This window comes from Brevundimonas naejangsanensis DSM 23858, assembly GCF_000421705.1.
Lineage (GTDB): Bacteria > Pseudomonadota > Alphaproteobacteria > Caulobacterales > Caulobacteraceae > Brevundimonas > Brevundimonas naejangsanensis.
This window is the reverse complement of sequence record NZ_ATXN01000008.1, coordinates 15,730-29,373: the sequence shown is the minus strand read 5'-3', so window position 1 is coordinate 29,373 and position 13,644 is coordinate 15,730. Positions and strand designations below refer to the sequence as shown.

15 protein-coding genes and 1 other RNA gene are annotated in these 13,644 nt (G+C 68.1%); 12 read left to right on the top strand and 4 right to left on the bottom strand.

The window, feature by feature from the left end; all coding sequences use genetic code 11:
• The first annotated feature begins 16 nt into the window (after window positions 1-16).
• Window positions 17-1,411, top strand: a complete 1,395-nt coding sequence (locus tag H556_RS0114335) for a leucyl aminopeptidase family protein (protein ID WP_024355102.1) — start codon at window positions 17-19, stop codon at window positions 1,409-1,411.
• An 80-nt stretch (window positions 1,412-1,491) separates the two neighbouring features.
• Window positions 1,492-2,292 carry a C40 family peptidase gene (locus H556_RS0114330; RefSeq protein WP_024355101.1) on the top strand — a complete coding sequence of 267 codons (801 nt, stop codon included), beginning with the start codon at window positions 1,492-1,494 and terminating at the stop codon, window positions 2,290-2,292.
• Between the two features lie 76 nt (window positions 2,293-2,368).
• Here H556_RS0114330 and H556_RS0114325 read toward each other — a convergent pair whose 3' ends face one another.
• A complete protein-coding gene (locus H556_RS0114325; RefSeq protein WP_024355100.1) occupies window positions 2,369-3,070 on the bottom strand; it encodes a c-type cytochrome in 702 nt (233 codons plus the stop codon).
• Window positions 3,071-3,218: 148 nt separating this feature from the next.
• Between H556_RS0114325 and H556_RS0114320 the strand changes: the two genes are divergently transcribed.
• Window positions 3,219-3,941 (top strand): 3-deoxy-manno-octulosonate cytidylyltransferase, encoded by a 723-nt coding sequence (locus H556_RS0114320; RefSeq protein WP_024355099.1) that lies wholly within the window; start codon window positions 3,219-3,221, stop codon window positions 3,939-3,941.
• Window positions 3,942-3,976: 35 nt separating this feature from the next.
• On the opposite strand, the gene nudC is transcribed toward H556_RS0114320, so the two are convergent.
• Window positions 3,977-4,894: an NAD(+) diphosphatase gene (nudC, locus tag H556_RS0114315; protein ID WP_024355098.1), complete on the bottom strand. Its 918-nt coding sequence runs from the start codon at window positions 4,892-4,894 to the stop codon at window positions 3,977-3,979.
• 70 nt (window positions 4,895-4,964) lie between these two features.
• On the opposite strand from nudC, the gene ffs reads away from it, so the two are divergent.
• The 3 genes from ffs to H556_RS0114305 all read left to right on the top strand — a co-directional run bounded on the left by ffs (window position 4,965) and on the right by H556_RS0114305 (window position 7,572).
• Window positions 4,965-5,060: signal recognition particle sRNA small type (gene ffs, locus H556_RS16180), an RNA gene on the top strand.
• Between the two features lie 201 nt (window positions 5,061-5,261).
• Window positions 5,262-5,651: a DUF3597 domain-containing protein gene (locus H556_RS0114310; RefSeq protein WP_024355097.1), complete on the top strand. Its 390-nt coding sequence runs from the start codon at window positions 5,262-5,264 to the stop codon at window positions 5,649-5,651.
• 55 nt (window positions 5,652-5,706) lie between these two features.
• Complete coding sequence (locus tag H556_RS0114305) at window positions 5,707-7,572, top strand: DNA polymerase III subunit gamma/tau (protein WP_024355096.1); 1,866 nt, start codon at window positions 5,707-5,709, stop codon at window positions 7,570-7,572.
• Between the two features lie 34 nt (window positions 7,573-7,606).
• On the opposite strand, the gene H556_RS0114300 is transcribed toward H556_RS0114305, so the two are convergent.
• On the bottom strand, window positions 7,607-8,221 hold the full coding sequence (locus H556_RS0114300) for a malonic semialdehyde reductase (protein ID WP_024355095.1): 615 nt from the start codon (window positions 8,219-8,221) through the stop codon (window positions 7,607-7,609).
• Between the two features lie 171 nt (window positions 8,222-8,392).
• Between H556_RS0114300 and H556_RS0114295 the strand changes: the two genes are divergently transcribed.
• The 6 genes from H556_RS0114295 to H556_RS0114270 all read left to right on the top strand — a co-directional run bounded on the left by H556_RS0114295 (window position 8,393) and on the right by H556_RS0114270 (window position 12,347).
• On the top strand, window positions 8,393-8,722 hold the full coding sequence (locus H556_RS0114295; protein ID WP_024355094.1) for a YbaB/EbfC family nucleoid-associated protein: 330 nt from the start codon (window positions 8,393-8,395) through the stop codon (window positions 8,720-8,722).
• Window positions 8,722-9,339: a recombination mediator RecR gene (gene recR, locus H556_RS0114290; protein WP_024355093.1), complete on the top strand. Its 618-nt coding sequence runs from the start codon at window positions 8,722-8,724 to the stop codon at window positions 9,337-9,339. Before H556_RS0114295 ends, recR begins: the two co-directional genes overlap by 1 nt.
• 60 nt (window positions 9,340-9,399) lie before the next feature.
• Complete coding sequence (locus H556_RS0114285; protein ID WP_024355092.1) at window positions 9,400-10,614, top strand: DNA recombination protein RmuC; 1,215 nt, start codon at window positions 9,400-9,402, stop codon at window positions 10,612-10,614.
• A gap of 80 nt (window positions 10,615-10,694) precedes the next feature.
• Window positions 10,695-11,138 carry a hypothetical protein gene (locus H556_RS0114280; protein WP_024355091.1) on the top strand — a complete coding sequence of 148 codons (444 nt, stop codon included), beginning with the start codon at window positions 10,695-10,697 and terminating at the stop codon, window positions 11,136-11,138.
• Between the two features lie 10 nt (window positions 11,139-11,148).
• Complete coding sequence (locus H556_RS0114275; protein ID WP_024355090.1) at window positions 11,149-11,346, top strand: helix-turn-helix transcriptional regulator; 198 nt, start codon at window positions 11,149-11,151, stop codon at window positions 11,344-11,346.
• Between the two features lie 41 nt (window positions 11,347-11,387).
• The gene (locus H556_RS0114270; protein WP_029673681.1) at window positions 11,388-12,347 is read left to right on the top strand and encodes a TraB/GumN family protein; all 960 of its coding nucleotides are present in this window, start codon (window positions 11,388-11,390) and stop codon (window positions 12,345-12,347) included.
• A gap of 501 nt (window positions 12,348-12,848) precedes the next feature.
• Here the strand turns inward: H556_RS0114270 and H556_RS0114265 are convergent.
• Window positions 12,849-13,145 (bottom strand): hypothetical protein, encoded by a 297-nt coding sequence (locus H556_RS0114265; RefSeq protein ID WP_024355088.1) that lies wholly within the window; start codon window positions 13,143-13,145, stop codon window positions 12,849-12,851.
• Between the last annotated feature and the right edge of the window lie 499 nt (window positions 13,146-13,644).

Sequence of the window (13,644 nt, the reverse complement as noted above, 5' to 3'; positions counted from 1 at the left end):
TCGGAAAGGTCGCCCTATGTCCCCTCAGTCCGAACTGTTGATCGCCGCCGCCGAGACCGCGCGCCCGGTTCGCATCGTCGCAGCGGGCGCGGCGCTGGAGGGGCGCATCGCCGTCTGGGCCGAGGTCAACGGCTTCACCGGCAAGGCGGGCCAGCTGCTGGTTGTGCCGGGCGCCGACGGCGCGCCGGAGCAGGCTCTGTTCGGCGCAGGCGAAGTCTTCGATCCCATGACGGCGCGCGGCCTGCCGACGCGCCTTCCCGCCGGCGACTGGCGGCTGGAGTGCGTCGAGGGCGAGGCGGCGCATTCGGCGGCCCTGGCCTTTGCGCTCGGCGGCTATCTGTTCGACCGCTACAAGGCCAAGATCAGGGGAGGCCCGGAGCGCGGCCGCGCCCGTCTGGTCGCGCCGGACGGCCTCGACCTGACGGCGACGCTGAACATCGCCGCCGCCTGCGCCCTGACGCGCGAGATGGTCGACACCCCCGCCGCCGACATGGGGCCGCTGCAGCTCGAAACCATCGCGCGCGAGATCGCCGAGGGCGCGGGCGCTAGCCTGACCGTCACGACCGGCGACGCCCTGCTGGAAGACAACTATCCGGCCGTTCACGCCGTCGGCCGCGCCGCCGCCCCGCACCGCGCCCCGCGTGTGCTGGAGATCGGCTGGAATCTGGACCGGGCGGACTTGCCGCTGGTGGCCCTGGTCGGCAAGGGGGTGGTGTTCGACACCGGCGGTCTGGACCTGAAGCCCGCCGCCGGGATGCGCAATATGAAGAAGGACATGGGCGGCGCCGCCCACGCCCTGGCGCTGGGGCGCCTAATCATGCAGGCCGGTCTGCCCATGCGGCTGGTGGTGCTGGTCGCGGCGGTCGAGAACGCGGTGTCGGCCGACGCCTTCCGGCCGGGCGATATCCTCAATAGCCGCAAGGGCCTGACTATCGAGATCGGCAACACCGACGCTGAAGGGCGGCTGATCCTGGCCGACGTCCTGACGCGGGCGGGCGAGCACCAGCCGGATCTGACGCTGGACTTCGCCACCCTGACCGGGGCGGCGCGCATCGCCCTGGGGCCCGAACTGCCGCCGCTCTACACCGACGACGACGCCCTGGCCGAAGGCGTGCTCAGCGCCGGTCGCGCCGTGGGCGACCCCCTGTGGCGGATGCCGCTGTGGGCGGGTTATCGCGCCTCGCTGGACAGCGAGATCGCCGACGTGCGTAACGATTCCGCCGCCTGGGCCCAGGCCGGCTCGGTGACGGCAGCCCTGTTCCTGCAGAAGTTCGCCCCCACGACCGGCAGCTGGGCGCACATGGACGTCTTCGCCTGGAATCCGCGCGCCCGGCCCGGCTGGCCCGAGGGCGGGGAAGCGCAGGCCATCCGCGCCTGCTTCCGCTACCTCAGCGACAAATTCGTCAAATAGCCAAGGCTGTTAACGCCCCCTTTGGGATCGGCGCCTAGGGTCTGCGGTTCGATTTCTCCGAGCCGCCCAGAGACCGCCGCTTGACCGATGTTCTCGCCCTTCTGCCGCCTGGCGCGCCCCTGATCCTGCGGGATGGGGACCGTGTGGTGCTGGCCGAACAAGCGCTGGAAGGGCTGATGCGGGCTGAGGCCTATCGCCGGACCGATCCCTTTCATTGCTGCCTGCCGCTCGCCGATATCGTCGCCGACGACGGCCAGCGCATCGACCAGTTGCTGTTCGGCGAGGTCTTCGACGTGCTGGAGCGTCGCGAGGATCGCGCCTGGGGCCGCGCGCGGCGTGACGGCGTCGTGGGCTGGGTCTCGCTGGATGCTCTGGCGCCCGGCGCGCCTCTGGCGAGCCGCCGCGTGGCCTCGGTTTCCGCAAAACTGCCGCTCAACGCCCTGATCGGCGAAGACGCGCACGGGCTGGCCGAGACTGATCTCGAAATGATCGGCGCCTTCGAGCGCGATCTGGTCGCCGTGGCCGAGCGTCTGCTGGGGCGACCTCACTCTTTGGGCGCCCGTTCGTCGATCGAGACTGATTGTTCCGGCCTGGTGCAGCAGGCGCTTCTGGCCTGCGGCCTGCCCGGTCCGCGTCGTGCGGCCGATCAGGCCGAGCTGGGTCGCGCCGTGTCTCGAAACGACGCCCAGCGCGGCGATCTGGTGATCTGGCTGTCCTCGGCCGAGGGCGACTGGACCGGTCATTCCGCCCTGATGATCGACGCCGAACGCATCATCCACTCTACGGGCGCGCGCGGCGGGGTGGTGATCGAGGCCTTGGCCGAGGTCGAGGCGCGCCTGGCCGCTGACGGCTTGGCCTCCGCGATCTTCCGCCGGGTCTGAGCCTCAACCTGATCCCCGAAACGAAGAAAGGCGGCCCCGAAGGCCGCCTTTCCGTCGTCTGTCCTGTCCGTCAGCCTCAGGCTTGCGGCGCCGGGTTCGTCGCCTGGGTCGCAGGCGCGTCGGCGGCCGGGGCGTCAGCCGGAGCCGAACCGGCTTCGGTCGCGGCGTCGCCTTCAGCAGCCGGGGCCTCGCCCTCGGCCGGGGCGGCGGCGCCCGGCTGGCGGGCGGGGTCCGGCGCCGGGATGGCGTAGCCGCCCGAGCCCTGCGTGCGCAGCCAGGCGATCAGGTTGATGCGGGTCTTCTCATCACGGATGCCGGCGAACGACATCTTGGTGCCCGGCACATAGCGGCCCGGCGCGTTGATGAAGTGATCCAGCTCATCGTAGTTCCAGGTCGGAGCTTCGGCCTTGTGCTTGGACATGGCGTCCGAATAGGCGAAGCCCGCGCGGTGCATGGCGGGGCCGCCGACCACGGCGAACAGGTTCGGGCCGATGCCGTCGGCCCCGCCCGAGTTCACGGTGTGACAGGCCTGGCAGCGCGCGAAGGCAGCCTCGCCGGCGGCCAGGTCGGCGGTCGGCAGGACCGTGCCCCAGTCGATCGGCAGAACTTCTTCAGCCGCGCCTGCAGCCGATTCATCCGGCGCGTCGACGAAATAGCCCATCTTTTCGGGCTGCTTGGTGTGGTAGACCATGCCCGAAACCTGCTGGACCACCAGGATCGCAAAGGCGGTGCCCAGGCACGCGCCCATAATCTTGTTCCACTTCAGATCGCCGCTCATTCCGCGTCGTCGCATCCCGTCTCTAGATGAGCCCCCCGACCGCAGAGCGGCGCTCAGGCATATTCTTGCGTGGGCGTCTCTTACACGCTAGCGCGACCTTCGCAACCGGCCCGGACGTTTCCGGGCGTTTTCAAGGCGCTTGGCGACCATGAAACCCCTGATAATGATACCCGCTCGCATGGCTGCGACCCGTTTGCCCGGCAAGCCCCTGGCCGACATCGGCGGCAAACCCATGATCGTGCGCGCCTGGGAGCAGGCCAGCCTGTCCGGCTTCCGCGTCGCCGTGGCGGCGGGCGACCCTGAAATCGTCGCGGCGGTTCAGGCGGCGGGCGGGGAGGCGGTGCTGACCGATCCCGACCTGCCCAGCGGTTCGGACCGCATTCTGGCGGCGGCTCAGGCGGTCGATCCTGACGGCGTGCATGAGGTGGTCATCAACATTCAGGGCGACATGCCCTTCGCCTCCCCGGGGCTGGCTCAGGCCTGCGCCGAGCTGCTGGCGCGCGAATCAGCCTGCGACATCGCCACCCTGGTCGCGGCCGAGGCGGATGTGTCGGACCGCGCCAATCCCGATGTGGTCAAGGCGGTGCTGGCCCTGCCGGAGAACGGGACCAGCGGCCGCGCCCTCTACTTCACCCGTTCGACGCTTTACGGCGACGGCCCCGTCTGGCGCCACGTCGGCATCTACGGCTATCGCCGCCAGGCCCTGACCCGCTTCTGCGCCGCCCCGCCGTCGCCTCTGGAGAAGCGCGAGAAGCTGGAGCAACTGCGCGCCCTGGAGATGGGCCTGCAGATCTGGGCCTCAGTGATCGACGAGGCGCCGCTGTCGGTGGACAATCCAGCCGACCTGGAGGCGGCGCGAGCGCTGGCGTGACCCTGCTGCCCTTCTCCCACAAGGGGAGAAGGGCTTTATTCCGCCGCCCAGCTTTCCAGCAGCCGTCGCGCGATGGCGTAGGGCGGCGGGGCGTGGATGGTCGGGTGCGTCTCGTCCAGAACGGCGCGCGCTTCGCTGCGGGTCAGCCAGGCGACGGCCTCAAGCTCGGTCTGGTCGGGGGCGGCTTCATCGGTCGTGACCTCGGCGATCAGGCCGATCATCAGTTGAGCCGGGAAGGGCCAGGGCTGGCTGGAGTGGTAGCGCACGTCGCAGACCGTCAGCCCGGCCTCCTCCATCACCTCGCGGGCGCAGGCCTCCTCGATCGCTTCGCCCGGCTCCATGAAGCCCGCCAGAGCCGACATCCGACCGGCGGGCCAGGCCGCCTGACGGCCCAGCAGGCAAACAGGTTCGGCCCCGCCCTTGTAGACCGGCAGCATGATGACGACCGGGTCGACGCGCGGAAAATGCTCGGTACCGCAGGCCGGGCAGACGCGCTTCCAGCCGCCGGACGCCTGATCCGACGCCTTGCCGCAGGCGGCGCAGAAGCCGTGACGACGGCGCCAGTCGAACAGGCTCTTGGCTGTGGCGGCGATGGCGGCGTCGGCTTCGGGCAGGACGACAGCCGCCTCGCGCATTTCGACAAAGCGGCCCAGGCCTCCGGCGGGACCGCTGGTCGGGTCGATCGAGCCCTCGAACTCCGCGGCGAAGACCGGCGCCCCCTTCCACAGGCCCAGAAAGACGTCGCGGTCGCGCGCCAGATCGCGCGCATGGCCCAGCGACAGCCAGACCAGCCGCTCGGCGCCCTCATGGGTTTCGATCAGCGGCCGCCCCTCCCACAGGATCATGGCCAGGGCTTCGGGATTGGCTTCCTGCTCGGCCAGCCAGGCGGCGTCGTTGCGAAGGTCGCCGGAGCGGTCGAGGGGATTGCCGGAAAAGGCGTTGCGATAGGGCATGTCGCTTCATAGCCCCGACGGCGCGTACAGGGGAGGGCTTGATTCCCGCGCCGTCCGCCTTCATATCCCCTCTCGGAGATCGCGGGCGAAGGCTTCGCCAACCTGGTCAGGGCCGGAAGGCAGCAGCCACAACGAATTCCCCTTCGGGTCGCGGTCTCTACTTTATTTTAGGGCGCTATGTTCGCGCCGCGGGCGCTCACGACTTGAGCGCTTTTTTTGTGCGTCATGTTTAGTGCGCTATCGCTTGGCTCGCGGAGCCTCGCTGTTTGAGCGCGCTATCGTTTGCATCTACCCGTCGTCCAAGCTTCACGGAACCGGCGCGCGCCTCATTCGCTGAAAGGGCTTCATCCCTTTCAGGAGCAGGCGAATGAGCATTCTCGGCAAGATTCTCGGCGGCGTCTTCAAGAAGAAGGAGGCGACGCCCGCGGCCCCCGCCCCCGAAGCGTCGGCCCCGACTCCGGCGCCGTCCCCCACCGCAGCCGCCGTCGCGCCCCAGCCCGCGCCCGAGGTCGATGTCGCCGGCATCCTGGACTTCATGAACGAGCAGCGCGCGCAGAAGCTGAACTGGCGCACCTCCATCGTCGACCTGATGAAGCTGGTGGGCATGGAGTCCTCGCTGGCCGAGCGCAAGGAGCTGGCCGACGAACTGGGCTACACCGGCGACAAGTCGGACAGCGCCAGCATGAACATCTGGCTGCACAAGCAGGTGATCCAGAAGATCCGCGACAACGGCGGCCAACTGCCCACCGATCTCTGAGTCTCTCTGGCGCGAGGGGGTGCGCGACAGCCCCCCTTCGCGCTAAGACAGGACCATGAGCGACGCCGATCACAGTCTCGATGGTCCTCCGTGGGAGGAAGACGCGCCCGAAGTCGAGGAGCGCGACCCCAACACCGACGACATGTTCGGCGCCCCGCCGCCTGTCGCGGCGGCTGAACCCGCGCCTGAAACGAAGGCTGAGCCAGCATCTGTTAACGCCCCTGCAGCGTTCGAGGCGCCGCCCGCGCAGGGCGAGGCCTACACCGTCCTGGCCCGCAAATACCGCCCGCGCGCGTTCGAAGACCTGATCGGTCAGGAGGCGATGGTCCGCACCCTGACCAACGCCTTCGCCACCGGCCGGATCGCCCACGCCTTCATGCTGACGGGGGTGAGGGGCGTCGGCAAGACGACGACGGCGCGCCTGTTGGCCCGCGCGCTAAACAACGAAACCGAGACCATCGACAAGCCGTCCCTGGCCCTGACGCCCACCGGGCGGCACGACGCCGCCATCATGGCGGGCCAGCACATGGACGTGATGGAGATGGACGCCGCCTCGCACACCGGCGTCAATGACATCCGCGACATCCTCGAAAGCGTCCGCTACGCCCCGGTCGAGGCCCGCTACAAGGTCTATGTGCTGGACGAGGTCCACATGCTGTCGACGCAGGCGTTCAACGCCCTGCTGAAAACGCTGGAAGAGCCGCCGCCCCACGCCAAATTCATCTTCGCCACTACCGAGATCCGCAAGGTGCCGGTGACGATCTTGAGCCGTTGCCAGCGCTTCGACTTGCGCCGGGTCGAGCCTGAGGTTCTGGTCGGCCATCTGGGCCGCGTCGCCGAGCGCGAGGGCATGAAGATCGAGCAGGAGGCCCTGGCCCTCATCTCGCGCGCGGCCGAAGGGTCGGTGCGCGACGGCCTCAGCCTGCTCGATCAGGCGCTGGTTCAGGCTGAACGCGGTACGGTGGTCGAGACGGCCACGGTGCGCGATATGCTGGGTCTGGCCGACCGCACCCAGACCATCGCCCTGTTCGAACAGACGATGGCGGGCAAGACGGCCGAGGCGCTGACGACCTTCCGCACCCTCTATGGCTACGGCGCCGATCCGGTGCAGGTGGCCAACGACCTGCTGGAGCACTGCCACGCGGCCTCGGTCGCCAAGATGCTGGGGCCGAACGCCACCCGCCTGCCCGGCGATCAGGCGCAGAAGCTGGCGGCGCTGGGCGCAGCCATTTCGGCAGGGACGCTATCGCGCACCTGGCAGATGCTGCTGAAGGCGCTGGACGAGGTGCGGCGCGCGCCCAATCCCGCCGATGCGGTGGAGATGGCCATCGTGCGGCTGGCCTACGCCGCCGACCTGCCTGGCCCCGAAGAGGCGCTGAAGGCGATTCAGTCGGGCGGCGTCCCCGGCGGCGGCGCGGGCGGTCCTCGCGGCGGCGGTTCTGGCGGTGGAGGCGGCGGTGCCTCGGCCATGCTGGCGGCGCGGCCGATGACGGCGCCCGCCCTGCCGGATCCACAGAGCTTCGAGGCCGTGGTCGCCCTGATTGGCGAGAAGCGCGAGATCACCCTGCAGATGGACGTGGAGCGCTACGTCCGCGTCGTCAGCTTCCGCCCCGGCGCCATCACCTATGAACCGGCCGAAGGCTCGCCCCACGATCTGGCGCGGCGTCTGGCCGGACGGCTGAAGGAATGGACCGGCCGCACTTGGCTGATCGCCGCCAACGGCCAGGGCGGCGGCGAGACCCTGATCGAGGTCGAGAAAAAGGCCCGCATCGCCCGCCGCGCGGCGGTCGAGGCGGACCCCTTCGTCGTGTCGATCATGCAGGCCTTCCCCGGCGCCGAGATCAAGGAGATCGTCACCCTGGCCCCGGCCGTCGAGATGCCCGCCATCCCCGAGGACGGCGAGGCGGGCGACGACGACTGATGGTTTCCGCCCCAGTCGATGGGGAGGAGGGGCGTTACAGGATCTGCGCGGCTTCCTCGAAGTCGAGGCGGGGCGAGCGCGGGAACAGGTTCTCGTCCGTGCCATAGCCCAGGTTCATGATGAAGTTCGGCTCGACATTGCCGTCGGGGAAGAACTCGGCCTTCACGCCTGCCGGGTCGAAGCCTGACATCGGACCGACATCCAGACCCAGCGCCCGCGCGGCGATGGTCAGATAACCGCCCTGCAGCGAGGCGTTGCGGAAGGCGGCCTCGCGCCGGCCGGCCTCGTCCAGGAACCAGTCGCGGACGCCCTGGGCATGCGGAAACAGCTTGGGCAGGGTGTCGTGGAAGTCGATGTCCTGGGCGATGATCAGGTTGACCGGCGCGGCCAGGGTCTTGGCCCGGTTGCCCTCGGCCATGTGCACGGACAGACGCGCCTTGGCTTCCGGCGAGGTGACGAAGACGAAACGGGCCGGGGTCATGTTGACCGCCGTCGGGCCGAACTTGGTCAGGTCGTACAGCTTGCGGATCAGCTCTTCGGACACCGGCCGGTCGCTCCAGCCGTTGCGCGTACGCGCTTCGGTGAACAGTTGGGCCAGAACGGCGTCGGCGACCGGAACGTCACGGGTGGAAAGGGCGTCAAAGGCCATTACGGCTTCTCCAGAAACTGATTGGTAACTTCAGGTGTGGCTAATTAGGGAGGGGCGGCGAAGGCGTCAAGGGATCGGCCGATGATTTTCTGCGAAATATCTACAGAGGCGGGTGGACGCTTTCTTCGCCGGGGTCTGGAGCCGCGCGGCGCTTGGCCCTATCTAAGGGGCATGAAAGATCTCAACGCCCTGATGCAACAGGCCCAGGCGATGCAGCAGAAGCTGCAGGACGCCCAGGCTAAAATGGCCGAATCCACCGCCGAGGGCACCTCGGGCGGCGGTCTTGTGACCATCGCCCTGAAAGGCCCCGGCGAAATCACCTCGGTGAAGATCGACGACAGCCTGATGGCCCCCGGCGAGGGCGAGATTCTGGCCGACCTGATCGTCGCGGCCCACGCCGACGCCAAGCGCAAGCTGGACGAGGTCAACAACGCCCTGATGCGCGAGGCCGCCGGCCCCATGGCCGGGATGAACATCCCCGGAATGCCGAAACTCTTCTGATGGCCGCTTCCGCGGGGCCGGAAATCGAACGGCTCATCAGCCTGCTGGCCAAGTTGCCGGGCATGGGGCCGCGCTCCGCCCGGCGCGCGGCGCTGGCCCTGTTGAAGCGGCGCGAGCAACTGCTGGTCCCGCTGGCGGCGTCTCTGGCCGAGACGGCGGCAAAGGTCGTCAACTGTTCGGTCTGCGGCTCGCCCGACACGCGCGATCCCTGCTCGGTCTGTTCGGACCAGACCCGCGACAACGCCCTGATCTGCGTGGTCGAGGAGGCGGGCGCCCTGTGGGCGATGGAGCGTTCGGGCGCCTTTCGCGGCAAGTATCATGTGCTGGGCGGCCTGCTGTCGGCGCTGGACGGCGTCGGCCCCGAACAGCTGCGCATCGCCGAACTGATCGGCCGCGTCAAAGGCGGCGAGATGGGGGGCGGCGAGGCGAGGGAGGTCGTTCTGGCCCTGCCCGCCACGGTCGACGGCCAGACCACGGCCCACTACCTGGCCGAGCGCCTGTCGGCGGCAGGGGTGCAGGTCACGTCCCTGGCGCGCGGGGTCCCCGTCGGCGGCGAGCTGGACTGGCTGGACGACGGCACCATCATCCAGGCCCTGCGCGCCAGGCGTCCGGCCTGAAGCCGCTCCCATCGGGAGGGGTAACTTCCAACGGGCTCCGACTCCCGCTAGGAACGGAGCATGAACACGCTCGAACTCATCCTGCTGGTCGTCGCGCTCATGGCGGGCGGCGGTTTCCTCTGGGCCTATATGGGCTGGCAGAAGGCGCGCGGCGCGCTCGACGCCGCCGACGCCCGGCTGGAGCTGATGGAGGAGAGCCGCGACTCCATGGCCGAGTTTCTCAAGGCCCAGGCCTCGCAGTCGGCCGAGGCGGTCGCGTCAAAGCTGGTCGCGCGCGCCACCGAGACCTTTCAGGCCCAGGACCGCGTCGCGCGCGAACGGATGGAGGCCCAGCTCAAGCCGGTCTCCGAAACCCTCGCCAAGTTTCAGCAGCACGTCACGGCGCTTGAAAAACAGCGCGCCGACGAGAACGGCGGGCTGAAGGAGCAGCTCAACCTGTTGATGGCCGCCTCCACCGCCACCCGCGACGAGGCGCGGCGTCTGACCGAGGCGCTGAAGGGCAACACCGGCCGTCGTGGCCGCTGGGGGGAGCAGACCTGCCGCAATGTGCTGGAAGCCGCAGGCATGGCGGGCCGCTTCGACTTTGAGGAGCAGAACTCTTCGGCCACCGAAGAGGGCCGTCAGCAGCGCCCGGACTTCATCGTCAAACTGCCCGGCGGCGGGATGTTCGTCATCGACGCCAAGGTGTCGCTGGCCTTCGCCGATGAGGCCGATGGCGACGAAGAAGCACAGGCGCGCGCCATGTCCCTGCGCACCGCCGCCAGCATGAAGACCCACGTGCGTCAGCTCTCGTCCAAGGCCTATCAGGACCAGTTCAAACCAAGCCCCGATTTTGTCGCCATGTTCGTGCCCGGCGACGCCTTCCTGGCCGCCGCGCTGGATCATGAGCCGGACCTGATGACCACGGCGATGGCCTCGCGCGTGGTCATCGTCACGCCCACCACCCTGTTCGCCCTGTGCAAGGCGGTCGCCTATGGCTGGCGCGCCGAGGAGCAGGCGAAGAACGCCGAGGACGTCGCCCGTCTGGGCAAGGAGCTCTACAAGCGGCTGTCGGTCATGGGGGGCCACGCGGCTTCGGTCGGCAAGGCGCTGGATGCGGCCGTTTCCCGCTACAACCAGTTCGTCGGCTCGCTGGAGAGTCAGGTCATGGTCTCGGCGCGCCGCTTCGAGGACCTGAAGGTCGACCACGAAGGCAAGGAGCTGCCCGAACTGAATGCGGTCGAACAATCCCCCCGCGCCCTCAGCCGTCCGGAGTTGTTGAACGCCCCGGAGTGACGTCGGAATGTGACAAACACGCTTGACGTTCCGCGCTGGGACTGACAAACAAACTTGTCTGTTTCTGCTTGAGAGCGCTGATGTCGTTCAAATCATTCAAACCGCTGGGAGTTCGCGGCGCCCTGCTGGTGTTCGCAGTCTCCCTGGGGCTGGGCCTGATCGGCGGCGTCCTGGGCGTCATCCTGTCCGAACAGCCCGGCGTGGCCGGGTTCGCCATGACCGCTGTGATGCTGAGTCTGGTGATGGCGGCGGCGCTGTCGATCTGCGTCTGGTGGTGGCGTCATCTCGATGAGGCTGCGCGTGAGGCTCACAAATGGGCCTGGTTCTGGGGCGGAACCAGCGGCATGGCAGTCGGCGCGGTGCTGCTGATGGCCCTGTCGCTGCGCCGGGACGAAGTCGTCCTGCCTCAATGGGCGGGCGAGACGCCGCCGGAGCTGCTCTTGAACGGCATGATGGCCATTCTGCTGTTCCAGCTCGCGGGCTACGGCCTGGCCTGGGCCTGGTGGTGGCTGGGACGCCGTTGAGGAGGACGCCGTGAAGAACCGCCTCAAGGTATTGCGCGCCGAGCGCGACTGGAGCCAGGCGCACCTGGCGCAGGAACTGAGCGTGTCGCGCCAGACGGTGAATGCGCTCGAAACCGGCCGCTATGACCCGTCCCTGCCGCTGGCCTTCAAGATCGCCCGGCTGTTTGAAATGCCCATCGAGTCCATCTTCATCGACGAAGAGGGCTGACGCGCCATCCGCTTTTTCTGCGACCCCTTGGGAGTCTGACCATGATCCGCCGCCTTTGGAGCCGCGCCTCCGTTTCCGTCGCCGCCTCGACCGCAGTTTTGGCGGCCGCCCTGCTGGCGCCGACCACGCCCGCCTTCGCCCAGGCGGCGCCCGCCGCCGTCGATCCCGCCGCGGTGGTGGCCGCTCCGGCCGGATCGGGTCCGCGCCTGTGGGTGGTGAAGGACGAGGATTCGACCCTCTATCTGTTCGGCACCGTCCATGTGCTGAAGCCCGAGACGCCTTGGGGCAGCGCCAAGCTGGACCGGGCCTTCGACAGCGCCGACGAATACTGGTTTGAAATCGCCGATCTGAACGATGTGGCCGGCGCCGTGCCGATCTTTCAGGCCAAGGGCGTGTCGCCCGACCGCCCCCTGTCCAGCCTGCTGACGGCTGAAGAACTGGCCGACCTCGACGCCGCCGCACGCCAGGTCGGTTCCACGGGGGCCGCCCTGGATCCCTTGCGCCCCTGGTTCGCGGCCCTGCAACTGGCGATCGCCAGCATCAGCAAGGCAGGTTATCTGCCGCAGAACGGCGGGGATCAGGTGCTGCACGCCCGCGCCGCCGCCACCGGCAAGCCGATCAAGGGCTTTGAGACCATGTCGCAGCAGATCGGCTTGATCGCCGACATGTCCGAAGAGGCGCAACTGGCCATGCTGCGCTCCGGCCTGAAGGAGTTCGATCAGGCGTCCGTCGTCATGACCCGGATGGTCAGCGCCTGGTCGACCGGCGACGTCGATGGCCTTGACGCCCTGATCGGCCGGGAGATGAAGGACCAGTCTCCCGAGATGTACGACGTCATGCTGACGCGCCGCAACGCCGACTGGACCCAGCAGATCATGACCCTGCTCGAAGGTTCGGGCACGGCCTTCATCTCGGTGGGCGCGGGCCATCTGGCAGGCGCCGACAGCGTCCAGACCATGCTGGCCAAGCGCGGCGTCAAGGTCGAGGAAGTGCGCGACTAGGCTCGTCGCCTGATCTGAGAAAAATCAGGGGCCCGGTTCGCCGGGCCTTTTCTTTTGCTCCGCGCCCTATATCTTCCGCGCTCGCCTAGGCGATGCGGGTATAGTTCAGAGGTAGAGGCTACCCCGCTTTATTTTAACGACTTGTGATGGCTAACCTCAATTTTGGGGCTTTTGATCTTCAAGTCGTTTTCCGACAGCTGGCTAACCTCTGAAACGCAAAAAAAAAGCCCCGCCACGCGGTGAAGGGCGACGGGGCGGGTTGCGGAGCCTGATGGCTCGACGTTGAACTTGTAAGCGGGCCTTACAGGTTGAACCTTTATTGCTCAATAGTTCAGCCCGGCCTCAGGCGAGCCCGCCACGTTCACTCGAGGGCCTCACACGCTCGCACGATCCCGATCACGTCCGCCGTTCGCCCGTTGGCCGTCCTGAGCGCGCCTATCGGCGCCACACCGAACGCCATCCAGTCCCGCTCGTCGGAGAGCTCCTGCGAACGGAACAGGTTTAATCCACCCGGACGGGATCAGCGCGGAACACGGCGCACTGTGCATGACGGTAATCGGAGAGCTGGCACATCCTGCGGCGAGCTGCATCAGCGGCGGCATTGCGATCAGACGTATGGCGGATTTCCTTTTTAGCCTGGGTGACGATGGAGGCGCTGGATTGATCGCGGGCGTCGGCCCGGTCGCGGATGGCACTGGGGCCCTGTGCGGCCATTGGCTCTTCGTGCGCCTCGGTCTGCCGGAGCCTGTCAGCGGTCTTCTGGCGGTCATACACGGCGCACATGGTGACCAGGATCATGGCGAGGGCTAGACAGACCACGGCGCGCCAGCCGGTAGCCGTAAGGATGCGGGTCCAGTTCGTTTAACCAACTTGAATGCGGGCTGTTGGTCTCGCCCCGTTCGCGCGACTTGCCGTTGCAGTTCCAGTTCGTGTTCCAACGGATCGAAACGCCCAGCTTGGCGGCCGCCGCGAACCTGGCCTTGGCGAATCGGTTTCTTCCAGTCGACGGCAAAAGGGATCAGGTCGACGGCGTGACCATAGCCGGTCTTCGCATTGACGTAATGGTTCTGGTCAGGGTCCATGTGACCCTGGGGCCTGGCTTGGTGCAACCCAGCGCGTAAAGCTCGCGGGGGCGCTGAGGCGTCCGAAGGCCCTCCGGCACGGAGAAGCAGGCGGGCCATAGCTCGATGGCGCGCTCGACCACTCGGATGAGGTCAGGGTGAACGCCAGTGAGCCGAGCGCGCGACTGCGCACCAAGGCGAAAGGCCATGCTGGCTCCGGTGCAGATTATCAGATG